The following is a 17,241-nucleotide window of genomic DNA, read 5'->3' on the forward strand; positions in this document are numbered from 1 at the left end:
AACAGCCAATGCAAAGGCGCGAGCTGTTAGAAATAGTCAAGGCGCAGCGCGAGCGCGCATGCCGCGCGACGTCGTTCACCACCGGGCAGCGAGAGCTGAGTTTCCTTGCCTCTGGCGAGCTGCAATGGCGCCTCCTGGCGGAGCAACGGCGCACTGGCGGATCACTGGCCGATGTGATTCGCAAAGCCATCATGCGCGGTCTGGACTTGCCACCCGTGCAAGTTGATCTGCCCGACTGAGCTGAGAAAACCCGAGATCCGCCTTTCAAACCGTCGTGCGCCACCGCGAGCATCGGCATGCTTTCCCCCTGGCGGGTTTTTTATGCGTGCGCCGTTACCGATAACGGACTATCCTTGCCGTTACCGATAACAGCAAGCGAGGGAATCTCATGGCCAGCAATGCAGAACGACAACGCGCCTACCGTGAACGGCTGAAATCGAGCGGATTGACCAGGGCCACCGTCTGGTGTGACCCGGTTACAGCCAGCGCCTTGGGCCGGATGAAGCCGCAAGACCTCACCGCCTTGGTGGCTGGAGCCGATAGCCAACTGTTATCAGGTAACGCCCTGGATGAAGCGCGTGCTGAAATCGAGCGGCTGAAACGGAACCTTTCTGTTCTGAGCGAGCGGATCGCCGATCTACCGCGCGAGCCCGGCCCGTCCGGCTTCCGTGATCCTGCGCTGGAAGCGGAGTTCGAGGAGTACCTGAAGGAGCAGACCATGCAGAACACCCTCACCGACCGCGACCGCCGCATCCTCGAAGCGAAGCGCGCCGGCCTATCCGTCCGCACGATCGCCACCCGTACAGGAGCGCCAGAGCCGGCCGTGGTCGAGGCGCTTAATCGACTGCGCTCAACCGCCCGGGAGCTGCGCGACGACGGCCAGACGCCCGCAGGGATCGCCCTGGAGATGGGTATCACCGAAGCCGACGTGTCGGCTGTCCTCAAGTGGCGAGTCGTCAAGCTCGGCTAGGCGATCCACCATGACCAACCGACCCGCCGAGTGGCGGGTTTTTCATGTCCGACGCCTGATTCCTACGGAAATACTACGGCTTTTCGCACTGTACCAGATGCGCACCATGTACCAGGTGAGCGGCTATAAGCCTATGTGCTGAAAGTAGTATTTAGGCGCAGTACGTCCAGTCGAGCATCGGTGCGACGGAGAGGCGGCGGTCGAGCGCGGGCCGCTCGGCGGGCTGAAGGCGTTCGGCGGGTCGAGGATGCATCTGTGGTCTTGTGATCGGGGAAGCGGGCTGGGAGCGCCGGGCGTGGCGGCAACGCAGCAGGGGGCGCATTGCGTGCGGGGATGCTATCAAAAAGGCGCCCTTGGGATGTGACTCCGTGCGAAACAGCGGGGAAACGGCCCGCGTCGAGGTGGGCGTTTCGCGCGCGCCAACGGCCAAGCGCCTGAGCGCAGTCAGCGCCGGCGCCTGGTGTCCGGGCATGGGCGGCTTTGAAAGCCGCTCTTGCCGTCAGGGTTGCTCGCCGGGACGTCGAACGGGCTCCTTCATGGTTACCAGCTCTTCCGCGCTCCCAGGATGGATGGCGACCGTGTTGTCCAGGTCGGCCTTGGTGGCGCCCATCTTCACCGCGACCGCGAAGCCCTGCAGCATTTCATCAACACCGTCGCCGATGAGATGGATGCCGACCACACGCTCTTGCGGACCGGCGCAGACCAGCTTCATCGCGGTCTGGGGGCCGTGCGCGTTCAGCGCATAGCGCATGGGCGTGAAGCTGGTCTCATAGACGGTGAGCACGTCGCCGTAGCGCTCGCGTGCCTCCGGCTCGGTCAGGCCGACCTTGCCGAGGGCCGGGTGGGCGAAGACGACCGTCGGGATGTTGTCGTAGTCCAGCTTCAGGTCCGACTTACCGTTGAACAGTCGCTCGGCCAGGCGTCGGCCCGCGGCGATCGCGACCGGGGTGAGCGGGTCGCGGCCCGTGATGTCGCCAAGCGCGTGGATGCCCGGCACGTTGGTGTTCTGATACGCATCGGTTGGGACGATCCCATTGGGTTTGACCTCGACGCCAGCCGCCTCCAGGTCGAGCATGCGGGTGTTGGGCGCGCGCCCCACGGCCCAGATGACCTGGTCGAAACCTGTGAGCCTTTGGCCGTCACTGGCGGCCAGGACGAGCCCGGACGGCTCGCGCTCGAGCCCAGCGACCTCGAACTCCAGATGGATGTCGGTTCCGGCGGCCTTCATGTTCGCTTCCAGCGTCGCGCTGATGAGTGGATCGAACAGCCAGAGCAGGCGGTCTTCCAGGGCGACGATCGTCACCTCGGTGCCGAAGGCCCTCAAGACCCCGGCCAGCTCGACGCCGATGTAGCCGCCGCCGATGATGGCGACGCGCTTGGGCTGCTCCTCCAGTGCGAAGAAACCGTCCGAGGTGATGCCCAGCTCATTGCCTGGCATGCCGGGCACGATCGGCCGACCGCCGGTCGCGATGACGATGTGGTCGGCGCTGTAGTGTTGGTCGCCGACGGCGATGGTGTGCGCGTCGACGAAGCGCGCGTAGCCGTCGATGCGGGTGATGCCCAACCGCTCGACATAGCCATCCCAATAGCTGTTGATCTTGGCGACATAGCCATTGCGTCCGTCGATCAGCGTCTTCCAGTCCAGGCCCTGGGCGCTGGCCCGGACGCCGAAATCCGGGGCATCCGCCACGGCCTCGGCGAGGTGGGCGGCGTACCACATGACCTTCTTGGGAACACAGCCGGCGTTGACGCAGGTGCCGCCGAGTTTGCCGCCTTCGACGATGGCGACGCGCTGACCGAACTGGGCGGCCTTTTCCGCCACCGCGAGACCGCCGCTGCCGCCGCCGATGGCAATCAAGTCGAAATGCTGACTCATGTTGCTGTACCTAGCCGATTGCTTTACCTAGCAGATTGCTCTGCCTAGGGTGAATTCAGTGCCGTATCCGTGAGCCTGCGGCTGTGTTCGGGCGTCGCGACCCGATGGTCGCTGCGCGAGGCCCGGAGCGCGCCGCTCGGCTGTCGCCTGCCCCAGAGCGCAGAACGCCCTCCGCCCCAGGGTCGGGGAGGAGGGCGCCGGCCGGACATGCGAAGGATGGGGCGTACTAACGCTCGGCCAGCCAGGCCAGGACGGCGTCGGAGCCGCCGATGTGCTTGCCGTTCACGAAGACCTGGGGAACGCTCGCCGCGTTGGAGACCGCGCGCAGCCCCTGCTCGGTGTAGTCCTTGTTCAGCACCAGTTCCTCGAAATGGATACCGGCATTGCGCAGCGCCTCTTTGGCCTTGACGCAGAAGGGGCAGCCGTCGCGACTGAAGACCGCGACATCCATCGGCTTGGGTGCTTCCGGTGCGATGTAGCCGAGCATGGTGTCGGCATCCGAGACTTCGTAGGGGTCGCCTTCGACGTCCGGCTCGATGAACATCTTCTCGACGACGCCATCGCGCACCAGCATGGAATAGCGCCAGGAGCGCTTGCCGAAGCCGAGCGCGTCCTTATCGACCAGCATGCCCATGCCGGCGGTGAAGTCGCCGTTGCCATCGGGGATGAAGGTCACGTTCTCCGCGCTTTGCGACTCCTTCCACTCGTTCATCACGAAGGTGTCGTTCACGGACATGCAGACCACCTCGTCCACGCCATGCGCCTTGAAGGCCGGGACCATCTGGTTATAGCGCGGCACATGCGAGGAGGAGCAGGTTGGGGTGAAGGCACCCGGCAGCGAGAAGACGACGACGGTCTTGCCGCCGAAGATCTCATCCGTGGTCACATCGACCCACTCGTGGCCCTTGCGGGTGTGGAAGGTCACACTGGGGACGCGGCTGCCTGTACGATCTTCGAACATGGTAAAGCTCCTGGCTGTCATCAAAAGATTGGTTGATGTAACACGGACTGATATCGGGGGTTGAGCCTGCGCGTGCCGCTGTCTGCGGCCTGCTGGAGTATCATCCTACGCAATGATGCGTAATCTGGAAAATGGATTGTTAAAATCGTTCCGATCGTTAATGCCGATAAATGGGCGCCTGCCCCAATACCATGACGGCATCTGTGGTCTTGCGGCGCTTGGATCAAGCCCGATCACGTCTTCAGTGGTCGAGCCTGATCCCCTGGCCCCGCACGTCCTCCGCCGAGGCCATTTGCGTTGCGGCTGACTCGCGGTCGTAACCGGCAGCCGAGGATAGCGATCCCGCGGTGACGACCCCGTCGCAGAACCCGCTCGCAAGCCACAGAAACGCCGATCGGATGCAGCAGTGCCGGAATTTCGCCGCCGCTGCTGCAACTTGCTATCATCGCCGCCCATTGATCGACGGCCTGTCTTAACCAGCTGACGATGACGGCATGCTCGCCGCCTCGAGATTTGGAGACTGGATATGCGCTTTTTGGTGGGTGATATCGGTGGAACCAAGACAGCACTTGCCGTCGCGCAGACGGACGGTGAGCGCGTCGAGCTCTCCGAGCCCAAACGCTATCCGAGCGCCGCATTCGGCACCTTCGATCAGATCGTCCAGCGCTATCTCTCTGAAACGGGGATCGATTGCCGCTTCGCCGCCTTCGCGGTTGCCGGTCCCATCCAGGACAGGCGCTCCGAGACCACCAACCTTCCCTGGGTGCTGGATGCGGATGCCCTGGAGCAGACCTTCGGTTTCGCGGGCGTGGAGCTCCTCAACGATCTGGAGGCCGTGGCTTGGGGCGTTCCCGCCCTGCAGCCGCAGGACCTCGCCGAGATCCACTCGGGCGATGCCATGAGCCGCGGTAATGCCTGCGTCGTCGCCGCCGGCACCGGGCTCGGGCAGGCCGGCCTCTTCTGGGATGGCGTCTGCCATCATGCGTTCGCGACCGAGGGCGGACATACCGACTTCGCGCCCGTCGATGACCTGGAGTTCGCGCTCCTCTCCTACCTCAAGCTTCGCTACGGTCGTGTCAGCTGGGAGCGCTTGGTCTCTGGTCCAGGCATCGCCAACATCTACGAGTTTCTGCTGGCTCGCCACGATGTCCGCCCGCCCGACTGGATGCAGAAGGCCATCGACGAGGGCGGCGACACGGCGGCGGCAGTCGCCCAGGCCGCGGCGGATGCGCGCTGCGCGCTGTGCGCCGAGGCGATGGATCTCTTCATGCGGCTCTACGGGCGCGAGTCCGGCAACGTGGCCCTCAAGCACATGGCGCTCGGCGGCGTCTATCTGGGCGGAGGCATTGCGCTCAAGAACCTCGCGTATCTGCGCAAGGGCGGCTTTCTCGAGGGCTTTTTCGATAAGGGGCGCATGGGCTCGCTGATGCGGCGGATGCCCGTGCGCGTGATTCTGCAGCCGCACACCCCGTTGCTCGGTTCAGCCCGTTTCATGGCGGCGCGATGAAGCCGGCCGCTGTTGTCCGCGATCGGGGAGGGCGTGGGGTCGGACCGGGCATCGCCCGCTCGAGCGCGCGCAGGCGGCGCGCACGGTCTGGTCGCGGCATTTGCGGCAGGCGGCTACACTGCGGCTACGGCATGACCCCGATAAGGAAGTGAGTGTGACCTCTAGATCCTTCGCCGTTCAGCAGGCCGATAAACCCCAGATCCAGCCGCGGCATCCGACGACACCGCGCCGAATCCTCGCGCCGCCCGCCAGTGTCCTGCTCTTCTTGCTCGCTGTGTTGGTCTCGACGCCGGCCTTGGCGCTCAAGTTGAACGTGCGTGTCGAAGGGCTCCAAGGCGAGCAGGAGGCCAACGTCCTGGCGCTGCTCGACATCTATCAGGAGCGCAGCGAGAAGGAGCTGAACGCGGCACGGGTCCAGGCGCTGCATCGGATCGCGCCCGAGCAGATCCAAGACGCCCTGGCGCCCTTCGGCCTTTACAGGGTGCAGGTCAAGGACAGTCTGGAGGCGCCGCCGGGTGGGGATGGCACTTGGACCGCCACCTATCGCGTCGATCCGGGTGCCCCGGTGAAGATCGCGACAGTGGACTACCAAGTGACGGGCGCGGGCGCGGAGGATCCGGCCTTCCCCAAGACCTTCCCGATGAAGGTGGGGGATGTGTTGCTCCACGCCAGCTACGAGAAGGCCAAATCGGACATCCGCTATGCCGCCTCGTCCAATGGTTTTCTCGACTACCAGCTCACTCGCCACCAGGTGCTCATCGATCCGGTCGCCTATCAGGCCCACATCTTCTTCGACATGGAGACCGGGCCGCAGTATCGCATCGGCAAGGTCAGCTTCACCCAAGACCTCCTCGACGAAAGCCTCTTGAATCGCTATGTGCGGATCAAGTCGGGCGACGTCTATGATCCGGATCGGCTCATGGGGCTGCAGGCCAGGCTGCTGGGGACCGAGTATTACGGCGACGTGGAGATCGTGCCGCATACGGACGAGGCTGGTGCGGACAACGAAGTGCCCATCGAGGTCATTGCCGAACGTAACAAGGCCAACAAGTACCGGATCGGCTTCGGCTATGCCACCGACGTTGGCCCCCGCGTCACGCTCGACTACAGACGGCGTTACCTCAATCGCTACGGTCACAAGCTCAGGGCCGAGCTGAGCCTGGCGCCCGCCCTGTCGCAGCTCGAACTGGACTACCGCATCCCCATCCAGGATCCGACCCGCGACTACATCGTTATCAAGCCCAGCTCCAGCCTCTACGATACCTCGACCCGTCAGGGCTGGATCTATTCGGTCCAGGCGGCCCATTCGACGCTCACCCCGCGCGGCTGGCGCCGCAACATCGGTATCGACTACAGCTATGAAGATATCGAAACGGCCGCGGACTCTCTGGGCGCCACCAACGAGCTGGCCCCCAACATCTCCTGGTCCAAGACCGTCTCGGACGACCCCATCAACACCAACAAGGGCTATCGCCTCAAGTACACCCTGCTGGGGGCCTTCCAGGGTCTGGTCTCCGAGACCTCCTACCTGAGCGGCCTGCTCCAGTTCAAATGGGTGAAGCGCCTGTCGGAGAACTACCGCTTCATCACGCACACCGATCTTGGCGCCACCTGGGCCGACAGCGTCGACGACCTGCCCGCCAGCCGCCGCTTCTACGCCGGTGGCGACAGCTCCATTCGCGGTTGGGGCTTCGATGCCCTGGGCCCCAATGCTCCGATCACCAATGATACGGTCGGCGGGCGCTATCTAGCGGTGGGAAGCCTCGAGCTGGAGCGTCGTATCACCGGACCCTGGAGCGCGGCGGTCTTCACCGATTTCGGCAATGCCTTCGATCCCGACTATGAGCAGGAACTGGAGCAGAGCGTCGGCGTCGGCGTGCGCTGGGCCTCGCCCATCGGGCAGGTGCGTATCGATGTCGCCTTTGCGCTGACCAAGGACCAAGGCGACTACGAGGGCATCCCGCCCGCCCGGCTGCATATCGTGATTGGACCAGACCTATGAACGAGTCGAGCCAGAACCCCGCGGAGAACCAGGACGCACCGGGGGGCGAAGCACCGCCGGAGCCGCGCCGGCCGGCCATCGGCTGGCGGATCCTGCGCTGGTTGGGCGGCACGGTCTTGGTGTTGCTGCTGGTGGTGTTCGGCCTGCTCTTCTACCTCTTGGGAACCCAGTCGGGGCTGCGCACGGCCTTTGCGCTTGCCGACCGCTTCGTGCCTGGCATGCTGAGCGTCGGTGTGGCCGAGGGCCGCGTCCTCGGCCGGCTGCACCTGGAGGACCTGGCGCTGCATCTGCCGACGACGGATGTCGGTGTCGGCGCCTTCGACCTGAATTGGTCGCCGGGTGCCATTTTTTCCGGCGTCTTGTCAGTCGAGCAGCTCGCCGCGCGCGACATCGACGTGACGCTCGGTCCATCGCCCGAGAAAGAGAAGGAGCCCTTCAGCCTGCCGAACATCGTCATCCCTTTCCGCTTCGATGTCGGTGAGGCGTCGGTGGATCGGCTGAGGATCCTGGAGCAGGGCGCGGACGCGCCGCTCTTCGCGCTGGAGCATGCCGCGCTGAGCGCGAATCTGGTGGGCAGCGAGCTACAGGTCGCGAGCCTGGAGGCGCTGCTGGAGCAGCCCCAACTGGCGGCGAATGCCAAGGGGCGTGCCAACCTGACCGGCGACTATCCGCTCGGACTCGACCTCGACTGGCAGCTGGATCTGCCGCCGGACGCCAAGCTGGCGGGCAAGGGCAAGATCAGCGGTGACCTGCAGCGCCTGGCCGTCGAGCACAGCCTGCGCGGGTCGGTGGACGCTGACCTGAAGGCCCAGGTGCGGGACGTCCTCGGCCGGCCCGCCTGGGACGGTTCGTTTGCCGTCCTCAAGGTCGATCTCCCGGCCTTTCAGTCGGACCTTCCCGCCGTCGAAACCGGCGCCAAGCTCGAAACCCGCGGTGATCTGGACCAGGCGACCCTGGTCGGAACCCTGGACGCGCGCGCGCCGAATCTCCCGGACTTCGGTCATCTCGCCCTTGCCCTCGATCTGCTCTGGAAGGAGAAGCGACTCACGATCAACCGGCTCGACATGACCGAGCAGGTGTCCAAGGCATCCTTGGACGCCAAGGGCGAGCTGGATCTGAATCCTCAGCCTGGGCGTTTCTCGATCAAAGGCGATTGGAAGCAGCTGCGTTGGCCGCTGAGCGGAGATCTGCTCGCCCAGTCGCCCGAGGGCAAGGTCGATGCCTCCGGCAGTTTCGAAGACTTCGTCTATGCGCTCGATGCCCTGGCTCAGGGGCCGAGCTTCCCGAGCGCCAAGATCGCCGCAAAGGGCAGGGGCTCGGCGCAGAACACTCAGCTCGACGTGCTCCGGGTCGAGACCTTGGACGGCGTCCTGGAAGCTGGCGGCACTCTTGCGTGGGCACCCGAGCTGGGCTGGGACTTCAAGCTGCACGGCAAGGATCTCAATCCCGGCAGCTTCGTCGAGGGGCTCGACGACCGCATCGCGCTCAATCTCCAGACCAAGGGTGCCCTGGCGCAGTTCGACTACGACCTGGTGACCACCACCCAGGGTCCAGGTCTGCCGCCGGCAAGTCTGACCCTGATCGGCGCCGGCGACCTCAAGCAGACGCAGGTCGAGACCCTGAAGCTGGACATCCTCGACGGGCGGATCCAGGGGCAGGCCAAAGTGGATCTGGCTCCGAAGATCGGCTGGGATGCCGCGCTCAGCATCGCCGGCATCAATCCCGGAAGCTATGCGCCCGAGTGGCCGGGCCGGATCGACGGCAGGCTCAGCAGTCAAGGGACACTGGAGGAATCCGGTCCGAATCTCACCGCGGTCATCGAGCAACTGAAGGGCACGCTGCGCGGCTATCCCATCGCGGCCGCCGGCAAGGTCGCCGTGGCGGGCAAGCAGGTGCGCCTCGACGGCGTCACCGCGGAGTCCGGCCCCAGCAAGCTGCGGGTCGACGGCGAGATTGCGGATGCCCTGGATCTCAGCTTCGCGCTGGCGTCGCCGGATCTCGCGAGCGTCCTGCCGGAGGCCAAGGGCAGTCTGGATGTTCAGGGCAAGGTGCGGGGCGCGCTGGATGCGCCCGACGTCAAGCTCGACCTGCGCGCGCGGGATGTCGAGTTTGCGGGCAATGGCATCGCCAGCCTCACGGGAGACGCGGATGTCGGGCTTGGCTCGGACGGACGTTTCGCCGTGCGGCTCGATGGCAAGGATCTCGCCGCCGGCGGTCTGCGCTGGAACCAGCTCGCGGTGCGCGGCGATGGCTCGCTGCCGAATCATCAGCTCTCGGTGTCGCTGACCGGTGAACAGCTGTCGACCAAGGTCGCCCTGTCCGGAGGGCTGACCGATGCGGGCGGCTACAAGGGACAGCTCACGACGCTGGACTTGAGCGCGCCGGACGCCGGTGCCTGGCGTTTGCAGCGTGCCGCGCCCTTTGCGGCCGAACCGCCGAAGATCGCGGCGGGTCCACTCTGTCTGCGCCACGCCAAGGGGTCGGGCGGCTGCGTCGACTTCGACCAGTCCAAGGCCGGTCAATGGACCGCCAATGTCGATCTGGACAAGCTCGATTTCGCCCTGCTTGAGCCATTCCTGCCCGCGAATCTGACTGCCAAGGGGCTCGGGCGAATCAAGGGACGGTTTACGGCTCAGGGTGCGACCTTGACCGGCGGTGCCACGGCTGAGATCCCCGAGGGCGTGCTGAGTCTGGATCTGGGCAAGGGGCAGCGCGAGAAGCTCGACTTCTCCAGCGCGCGGCTGCGGGTGGATGCTAAGGGTGGCGGGCTCTCGGCCAGCCTGGGCCTGCCGCTCAAGGCGATTGGCGAGGTGCGGGGCGAGTTGAGTCTGCCTGGCTGGCGGCTCGATGATCCGGCCCGTCCGGACCAATCGCTGCGTGGCAATCTCAGGGCCAAGGTCGATAACCTCTCCCTGATCGCCAACATGGCGCCTCAGCTCAGCGGGCTGAGCGGCGGTATGAATGCCGACCTCACGCTTGGTGGCACCCTGGCACGCCCCGGCGTCAAGGGGCTTGCGGAGATCAAGGGCGTGGGTTTTCAGATCCCGCTGATCGCGCTCGACGTCAAGGATGTCAATCTCAGCGCCAAGGCGCCGACCATGGAGCGCATGACCATCCAGGGCGGTGGACTGATCGGCGGCGGGCGCTTGGACATCAAGGGTGATGCCGGCTTCGGTCAGCAGGGCTTCAAGGCTGAGATCAAGATCGCCGGCGACAAGCTGAAGGTGGCCAATACCAAGGAGTATTTCGCGCTCGTCTCGCCGAAGATCGACATTCAGGCCGACACCACGGGTGCGTCCATCCGTGGTGAGATCCGCATCCCCGAGGCGCGCATCCGTCCGCGCTCGGTTCCTTCTGGAACCGTTTCGCCATCGGCTGACGTGACCATGGAGGCGAAGGAACCGGCGCCACCCTATCCCCTCTCCATCGACCTGCGTGTGGTCATGGGTAGGGATGTCACCATCGACGCCTTTGGTGTGCGTGGCCGGCTTGGCGGGAACCTAGCGATCCTCCAGGCGCCGGGCAAGGACATGCTGGGTGACGGTCAGCTTCAGATTACCGATGGCGAATACCGGCTGTCCGGCGGCTTTGGTATTGCCGCCGAGCTGGGCCCTCCGCTGAAGATCACTCAGGGCCGTTTGGTCTACGCCAAGAGCCCCATCGATAATCCGGGCCTTCTGCTTCAGGCCGAGCGCGATGGGGGCGACACCACCGCCGGTGTGCGCGTGCTGGGCACGCTCAGAGATCCCAAGCTGGCCTTCTTCTCCGAGAGTGATCCCGGCATGACTCAGGCCGAGATCACCAAGTACCTCATGACGGGTATTCCGCCTTCGGGCAGCGATAAGAACGATGAGGCCGGGCTTGCGGTCGGCACCTATGTCGCGCCCAAGATCTATATGGAGTACGAGAGCGGACTGGGCGACGAGGCGAATAAGGTCAAGCTGCGCTACGACCTCTCCCGTCACATCGAGCTACAAACGGAAACCGGTGATAGCCAGGGTGCCGACATCTACTTCAAGTTCGAGAACTGATCCCGCACTCCTGCATCCGAGGTATTGGCCAAGCTGGCTTGCCGTCGCCGTCGTCTTCGCGCTGGGGCGTCTTCCCTTTGTCCTCATCTGGGCACTCGGGGGTCTGGTGGGCCGAGTCGGCTATCTCCTGGCCGGCTCGCGCCGGTTGGTTGCGCGGCGCAACCTGGCACTGTGCCTGCCGACGCTGAGCCGGTTTCAGCGCGAGCGCATCATGATCGCGCATTTTGGCTGGCTCGGCGTCGCCGCGCTGGGGCAGGGGGTCGGCTGGGGGGCATCGCGCGAGCGGTTGGCTAGGCTCGTGCGCTTTCGCAATCGAGACATGATCGATACCTACATCGCCGAAGGTCGACCCGTGATCGTGCTGGTCCCGCACTTCATCGGCCTCGAGCTGGGCGGTGCCGCCTTCACCGCCCTGGTGCACTCCGGCGTCTACATGTACCAGAAGATCCGCAACCCGGTCGTCGATCTTCAGGTTCGGCGTGCGCGTCAGCAATATGGCAGCGTTTCGGTCGAGCGACAGGACGACCTACGCGCCCTGGTGCGCGAGATGAAGCGGGGGACGCCCTTTTTCTATCTGCCCGACCAGGATGGCGGGCGCCGTGGACTCTTCGTGCCCTTTTGCGGCGTGCCGGCCTCGACCGTGCCCATGCTGGGGCGCTTCGCGAGCATGGCCAAGGCCGTCGTCATCCCCACCTTCGCCCGCTTTCTGCCCTGTGGTCGAGGGCTTGAGCTGATCTTCGACCCGCCCCTTGAGGACTTTCCGAGCGGCGCCCCGGAGACTGACACGGCACACATGAACGCCGTCATCGAGGCCCGGATCGCGACCATGCCGGAGCAATATTTCTGGGTTCATCGACGCTTCAAGACGCGCCCGCCCGGCGAGGAGTCTGTCTATCCGCCGAAACGCCGGCGTAAGAAACGCGCCTGACAGGCCGTGCTGTTCAGACTGGCAGCCAGGCTTGGGAGAACCGACAAGGCGGCGGTTGGACAGGGGGGATGTGATCGAGATGCCACAAAGAAAAAGCCGGCAATGTTGCCGGCTTTATTCTTGACTTGGTCGGGGTGACAGGATTCGAACCTGCGACTTCTGCCTCCCGAAGACAGCGCTCTACCAAGCTGAGCTACACCCCGTAAAGGTGCGGCAGGTCAATGCGTGCGGCTGACAGCAAAATCGGCGAGCAGCAGGAGTGCCTCTGTCGCCTCGGACTGTGGAAGAACGCGAATGGCGTCCTTCGCGCGTGCCGCATATGACTGCGCGAGCTGCGTAGTATAGGCGATTGCATCGGTGGACGCAATTGCCTGTGCAACGGCGTCGATCTGATCGCGCCCGCCGCGCTCGATCGCGCCGCGCAACAGCGTCCGCTGTGCCTCGGTGCCGACCTGCATGGCGCGGATGACCGGTAACGTGGGCTTGCCTTCGTCGAGGTCATCACCGACGTTCTTGCCGAGTTCTGCATTGTCGACGCTGTAGTCCAAGGCGTCGTCGATCAACTGGAAGGCGACGCCGAGGCAGAGCCCGTATTCCTTCGTCGCCTCTTCGATCTCGGGCGGTGAGTCGGCGAGCACGGCGCCGAGGCGGATGCCGGCCTCGAACAGGGTTGCGGTCTTGCGGGTGATGACCTCCATGTAGCGCGACTCGTCGGTGTCAGGATCCTGCGTATTGAGGAGCTGCAGCACCTCGCCCTCGGCGATGCGATTGGTCGCGTGCGAGAGGATGTCCATGACCCGCATGCTGCCGACGTCCACCATCATCTCGAAGGCGCGCGAGTAGAGGAAATCGCCGACCAGCACGCTGGCTTCATTGCCCCAGACGGTGTTGGCGGTTTCACGGTTGCGCCGCAGCTCGGAGCCGTCGACGACGTCGTCGTGGAGCAGGGTGGCGGTATGGATGAACTCGACCACGGCGGCCAGGTCGATGTGGCGCTCGCCGGTGTAGCCGCAGGCACGCGCGGAGAGGAGGACTGAGAGGGGACGCAGTCGCTTGCCGCCGCTGTTGACGATGTAGTGGCCGATCTGATTGATCAGTACGACGTCGGACTGGAGCCGGCGCAGGATCAAGGCGTCCACGGCCTTCGAGTCCTCTGCGACGGGGTGTCGAATCGTGGAGAGGTCCATGCGTGTGTGATGTCTATCAATAATGGCGGCGGATGCTAGGTTCGGGGCTGGTGGCTGTCAAGCCGAGCGCCGGGACACTGCGCGAATTCCATAGATTACGTCATCTCGGCGGCGGCGGTCGACTCCCCCGGCGATAATTGTGCTTCGGCGGTTGACGTGGATTTGACCAAACGTTTAGAATTCCGCTTCTTTGTTCCGGCGCGGAGCGTCGGTCATTCCGAACACTCCTGGGGATCTCAGACATGTACGCGGTCATTCAAACCGGTGGAAAGCAATACCGGGTTTCCGAAGGCGACACGGTCAAGGTCGAGAAGCTGGCGGCCGAGCAGGGCGCGAGCATCGACATCGAGCAAGTCTTGATGGTGGCCGATGGTGACGACGTCAAAGTCGGCGCGCCGTATCTCGCCGGTGGCAAGGTGACCGCGACGGTCGAATCGCATGGTCGGGCCAAGAAGGTCAAGATCATCAAGTTCCGTCGCCGCAAGCACCACATGAAGCGCCAGGGCCACCGTCAGTGGTTCACCGCGCTCAAGATCACTGGCATCAGCGCCGGTTGAGGAGTCGATACCAATGGCACACAAAAAAGCAGGCGGCAGTTCTCGTAACGGTCGCGATTCAGAATCCAAACGCTTGGGCGTCAAAGTCTTCGGCGGCCAGAAAGTGACGGCCGGAAGCATCATTGTCCGTCAGCGCGGCACGCGGTTCCACAACGGTGTCAATGTCGGTTGCGGCAAGGATCACACCCTCTTCGCCTTGTCGGATGGCGTGGTGAAATTCGTGGTCAAGGGCCCGAAGAACCGCAAGTTCGTCACCGTCGACAACGCCTGATCCCCGTCCAACGGGGACCGTCAGGTGCCGACGCTGGGCGCAAGGCCTCGTCCCTCGGGCGGGGCTTTATTCGTTCTGGGCCATGGGTTGCTGACGGAGTCGTAAGCCAGTCATGAAATTCGTCGACGAAGCATACATTAGCGTCGAGGCCGGAGACGGCGGCGGCGGCTGCGTGAGCTTTCGCCGGGAGAAATACATCCCCAAAGGCGGGCCGGACGGTGGCGATGGCGGGGATGGCGGAAGCGTCTATCTCCTCGCGGACAACAACATCAACACCCTGGTCGACTTTCGCTACCAGCGGCGGCACCGGGCCGAGCGCGGCCAGAATGGCATGGGGCGGCAGATGACCGGGCGCAGCGGTCAGGATCTGGTGGTTCGCGTGCCCGTGGGAACCCGTGTCATGGATCGGGAGACCGAGGAACTGATCGGGGAGTTGCTGACGCCGGGCCAGCGACTTCTGGTTGCGCAGGGCGGCTTTCATGGCATCGGCAATGCACGCTACAAGTCGAGCACCAACCGCACCCCGCGCCAGTCGAAGCCAGGCTCACCGGGTGAGCGTCGAGATCTCTTCCTGGAGCTGATTCTGCTTGCGGACGTCGGTCTCCTGGGGTTTCCCAATGCGGGCAAATCCTCGCTCATCCGCAAGGTTTCGAGTGCGCGTCCCAAGGTTGCGGATTATCCGTTCACGACCCTCCACCCCAATCTCGGTGTCGTCCGTGTCGGTCAGAGCCGCAGCTTCGTCATCGCCGATATCCCCGGTGTGATCGAGGGCGCCGCCGAAGGTGCCGGACTGGGTATCCTCTTCCTCAAACACCTCTCGCGCACGCGACTGCTCCTGCATCTGGTTGATTTCGCACCGCTGGACGAAACGGAGGATTCCGCCGATCAGATTCGCAAGATCGAAGCCGAGTTGGCTGCGTTCGACGACGATCTTCTGGACAAGGAGCGCTGGCTCGTCCTGAACAAGATCGACCTCTTGGATCCGGAGGTCTATGAGGAGCGGCGGGCTCGTCTTCTCGAGCAGCTCGCATGGACGGCACCCGTGTATGGGATCTCGGCCTTGAACGGCGAAGGAACCAAGATGCTCGTCGGGGACTTGATGTCGCGGCTCGAGCGTTTGCGGCTGGAGTCCGGTGAGTTGCAGGACGCGGCTTCGGGGCCAGAGAGCACGCACGGGGACGATCAGGTCGCTCCGGATGCGGATAGCGAATGGCACCCACTCGGCTGAGGTTGGGCGTCGCATCCGATGATCTCGCGAGACACGATTCCCTCCACCCGTCGCTGGGTCGTCAAGATCGGTAGCGCCCTGCTGACGCGTGACGGTCAGGGACTGGAGCGCGACATGCTCGTGCCCTGGGTTGAGCAGATGGTCGAGCGGCGCAGGGCTGGCTGCGATGTCGTGCTCGTCTCTTCCGGCGCCGTGGCCGAGGGCATGGCGCGCATGGGGTGGCGACGACGCCCTAAAGCGCTGCATGAGCTGCAGGCCGCCGCGGCCATCGGACAGATGGGTCTGGTGCGCGCCTACGAGGATTGCTTTCAGAGGCGTGGCTACCACACCGCACAGGTCCTGCTCACGCGGGACGATCTCGCGGATCGCCCGCGCTATCTCAACGCGCGCAGTACCCTGCGCACCCTACTGAAGCTCGGCGTCATTCCCGTCATCAACGAGAACGACACCGTTGCCACCGATGAGCTGCGCTTCGGCGACAACGACACCCTGGCCGCCTTGGTCGCCAACCTGATCGAGGCGGACCTGCTGGTCCTGCTGACCGATCAGGATGGGCTCTTCGATCAGGATCCCAGGGGAAATCCGGACGCGCGACTCATCCCCGAGACCTGGGTCGACGACCCGCAGCTCGATGTCGTTGCCGGCGGGAGTGTGACCGGGCTCGGCACGGGTGGCATGGTCACCAAGGTCCGTGCGGCGCGCCTCGCCGCGCGCTCGGGAGCCCCAACCATCATCGCGCCTGGGCGTGGCGAACAGGTCTTGACCCGCATCGGGCAGGGCGCCGCCGTTGGGACCCTCTTGATCCCTTTCCAAGGGGCGCAGGCGGCACGCAAGCAGTGGCTGGCTGGCCACCTACAAGCGCGTGGCCGATTGATCCTGGATCCCGGGGCCGTCAAGGCATTGCGGGAGAAAGGCACCAGTCTTCTCGCCGTCGGCGTCAAAGAGGTGCGTGGCCGCTTTCATCGCGGCGAAGTCGTTGCCTGCTTTGACGAGGAAGGCCGAGAAGTTGCGCGCGGTCTCGTGAACTACGACGCGGATGCGGCCGAACGGATCAAGGGCAGGCCCTCAGCGAGTTTCGAGTCCATTCTCGGTTATCTGGATGACGAGGAGCTGATCCACCGGGACAATCTGGTACTGCTGTAGCCGTTGTTTGCGATAGGGCGTGACAGAAGCACCATTGTTGTCTAGAATATCCGGCTCTGGCTGAGTGGCAGAGTGGTTATGCAGCGGCCTGCAAAGCCGTGTACCTCGGTTCGATTCCGGGCTCAGCCTCCACGATTCTCAATTCCTTACGACCGATCCAAGCCTCCTCTTCGGTTAGTATTTGCCTCCGACGACCACTGGAAATCAGTTGCGTGCGCGCGGGTTAGTGGCGCCGCCACTCGTTCAGCGGCGCAGAAGGCCGTTTGCTCGAGTGGGGTTCCGTAGCAGCCAAGCGAAAACGCGGTAATGCCTGGCACGATAGGGTCAGACGCCGAGGCGTGCTTCCCAAACCTGTCTACCGCTCGTTCACAGAGCGAGTTCGAAGGCGATCCCTACGTCGAGCGGCTGGAAACGCTTCTCACCCATCGGCGGTAGATGCCGCTAGCACTTCGGATCGAGCCGCGGACACGACAGCAATTGCATCTCTGTATGACCACGCAACGAGCTCAAGTCAGCGAGCATCCTGTCGCCGTCCGCGCTGGGACGCATGCCCGTTGCGCGAAGGCGATGTCCCGTGAAC

The 17,241-nt window shown here is 64.4% G+C and carries 13 protein-coding genes and 2 tRNA genes; 11 read left to right on the forward strand and 4 right to left on the reverse strand.

The features are described 5' to 3' along the window. The first annotated feature begins 8 nt into the window (after positions 1 to 8). Positions 9 to 239: a hypothetical protein gene (locus CKO23_RS14110; protein WP_200332241.1), complete on the forward strand. Its 231-nt coding sequence runs from the start codon at positions 9 to 11 to the stop codon at positions 237 to 239. A 149-nt stretch (positions 240 to 388) separates the two neighbouring features. Beyond that, a complete protein-coding gene (locus CKO23_RS14115; RefSeq protein ID WP_200332243.1) occupies positions 389 to 970 on the forward strand; it encodes a hypothetical protein in 582 nt (193 codons plus the stop codon). Between the two features lie 499 nt (positions 971 to 1,469). Here CKO23_RS14115 and gorA read toward each other — a convergent pair whose 3' ends face one another. After that, positions 1,470 to 2,846 (reverse strand): glutathione-disulfide reductase, encoded by a 1,377-nt coding sequence (gene gorA / locus CKO23_RS14120; protein WP_200332245.1) that lies wholly within the window; start codon positions 2,844 to 2,846, stop codon positions 1,470 to 1,472. Positions 2,847 to 3,072: 226 nt separating this feature from the next. Beyond that, positions 3,073 to 3,807, reverse strand: a complete 735-nt coding sequence (locus CKO23_RS14125) for a glutathione peroxidase (RefSeq protein ID WP_200332247.1) — start codon at positions 3,805 to 3,807, stop codon at positions 3,073 to 3,075. A 526-nt stretch (positions 3,808 to 4,333) separates the two neighbouring features. Here CKO23_RS14125 and glk point away from each other — a divergent pair. The 4 genes from glk to CKO23_RS14140 all read left to right on the forward strand — a co-directional run bounded on the left by glk (position 4,334) and on the right by CKO23_RS14140 (position 12,275). Then, positions 4,334 to 5,314, forward strand: coding sequence for a glucokinase (gene glk / locus CKO23_RS14130; protein WP_200332249.1), 981 nt, complete (start codon positions 4,334 to 4,336; stop codon positions 5,312 to 5,314). Positions 5,315 to 5,546: 232 nt separating this feature from the next. Beyond that, positions 5,547 to 7,316, forward strand: a complete 1,770-nt coding sequence (locus CKO23_RS14135) for an autotransporter assembly complex protein TamA (protein WP_346014611.1) — start codon at positions 5,547 to 5,549, stop codon at positions 7,314 to 7,316. After that, positions 7,313 to 11,347, forward strand: a complete 4,035-nt coding sequence (locus CKO23_RS25680) for a translocation/assembly module TamB domain-containing protein (protein ID WP_242482439.1) — start codon at positions 7,313 to 7,315, stop codon at positions 11,345 to 11,347. The genes CKO23_RS14135 and CKO23_RS25680 overlap by 4 nt, the downstream gene beginning before the upstream one ends. Then, positions 11,316 to 12,275 carry a lysophospholipid acyltransferase family protein gene (locus CKO23_RS14140; RefSeq protein ID WP_346014609.1) on the forward strand — a complete coding sequence of 320 codons (960 nt, stop codon included), beginning with the start codon at positions 11,316 to 11,318 and terminating at the stop codon, positions 12,273 to 12,275. The genes CKO23_RS25680 and CKO23_RS14140 overlap by 32 nt, the downstream gene beginning before the upstream one ends. A gap of 126 nt (positions 12,276 to 12,401) precedes the next feature. Here CKO23_RS14140 and CKO23_RS14145 read toward each other — a convergent pair. Further along, a tRNA-Pro gene (locus CKO23_RS14145) sits at positions 12,402 to 12,478 on the reverse strand. 15 nt (positions 12,479 to 12,493) lie between these two features. Beyond that, on the reverse strand, positions 12,494 to 13,462 hold the full coding sequence (locus tag CKO23_RS14150) for a polyprenyl synthetase family protein (protein WP_200332253.1): 969 nt from the start codon (positions 13,460 to 13,462) through the stop codon (positions 12,494 to 12,496). A 242-nt stretch (positions 13,463 to 13,704) separates the two neighbouring features. Here CKO23_RS14150 and rplU point away from each other — a divergent pair, with 242 nt between their 5' ends. The 5 genes from rplU (at position 13,705) to CKO23_RS14175 (ending at position 16,793) form a co-directional block, all read left to right on the forward strand. Next, the gene (rplU, locus tag CKO23_RS14155; RefSeq protein ID WP_200332255.1) at positions 13,705 to 14,019 is read left to right on the forward strand and encodes a 50S ribosomal protein L21; all 315 of its coding nucleotides are present in this window, start codon (positions 13,705 to 13,707) and stop codon (positions 14,017 to 14,019) included. Positions 14,020 to 14,032: 13 nt separating this feature from the next. Then, on the forward strand, positions 14,033 to 14,290 hold the full coding sequence (gene rpmA / locus CKO23_RS14160) for a 50S ribosomal protein L27 (RefSeq protein WP_200332257.1): 258 nt from the start codon (positions 14,033 to 14,035) through the stop codon (positions 14,288 to 14,290). 112 nt (positions 14,291 to 14,402) lie between these two features. After that, positions 14,403 to 15,518, forward strand: a complete 1,116-nt coding sequence (cgtA, locus tag CKO23_RS14165) for an Obg family GTPase CgtA (protein ID WP_200332259.1) — start codon at positions 14,403 to 14,405, stop codon at positions 15,516 to 15,518. A gap of 18 nt (positions 15,519 to 15,536) precedes the next feature. After that, positions 15,537 to 16,661, forward strand: coding sequence for a glutamate 5-kinase (proB, locus tag CKO23_RS14170; RefSeq protein WP_200332261.1), 1,125 nt, complete (start codon positions 15,537 to 15,539; stop codon positions 16,659 to 16,661). Between the two features lie 58 nt (positions 16,662 to 16,719). After that, positions 16,720 to 16,793 (forward strand) — tRNA-Cys (locus tag CKO23_RS14175). The last annotated feature ends 448 nt before the right edge of the window (positions 16,794 to 17,241 follow it).

This window comes from Thiocystis violacea (genome assembly GCF_016583565.1).
GTDB classification, from domain to species: Bacteria; Pseudomonadota; Gammaproteobacteria; order Chromatiales; family Chromatiaceae; genus Thiorhodococcus; species Thiorhodococcus violaceus_A.

Bases quoted from the DNA above. Each gene is read 5' to 3' on its own strand.
- CKO23_RS14110 (WP_200332241.1), top strand. From the start codon at position 9: ATGCAAAGGCGCGAGCTGTTAGAAATAGTCAAGGCGCAGCGCGAGCGC.
- CKO23_RS14115 (WP_200332243.1), top strand. From the start codon at position 389: ATGGCCAGCAATGCAGAACGACAACGCGCCTACCGTGAACGGCTGAAA.
- gorA (WP_200332245.1), bottom strand. From the start codon at position 2,846: ATGAGTCAGCATTTCGACTTGATTGCCATCGGCGGCGGCAGCGGCGGT.
- CKO23_RS14125 (WP_200332247.1), bottom strand. From the start codon at position 3,807: ATGTTCGAAGATCGTACAGGCAGCCGCGTCCCCAGTGTGACCTTCCAC.
- glk (WP_200332249.1), top strand. From the start codon at position 4,334: ATGCGCTTTTTGGTGGGTGATATCGGTGGAACCAAGACAGCACTTGCC.
- CKO23_RS25680 (WP_242482439.1), top strand. From the start codon at position 7,313: ATGAACGAGTCGAGCCAGAACCCCGCGGAGAACCAGGACGCACCGGGG.
- CKO23_RS14150 (WP_200332253.1), bottom strand. From the start codon at position 13,462: ATGGACCTCTCCACGATTCGACACCCCGTCGCAGAGGACTCGAAGGCC.
- rplU (WP_200332255.1), top strand. From the start codon at position 13,705: ATGTACGCGGTCATTCAAACCGGTGGAAAGCAATACCGGGTTTCCGAA.
- rpmA (WP_200332257.1), top strand. From the start codon at position 14,033: ATGGCACACAAAAAAGCAGGCGGCAGTTCTCGTAACGGTCGCGATTCA.
- cgtA (WP_200332259.1), top strand. From the start codon at position 14,403: ATGAAATTCGTCGACGAAGCATACATTAGCGTCGAGGCCGGAGACGGC.
- proB (WP_200332261.1), top strand. From the start codon at position 15,537: ATGATCTCGCGAGACACGATTCCCTCCACCCGTCGCTGGGTCGTCAAG.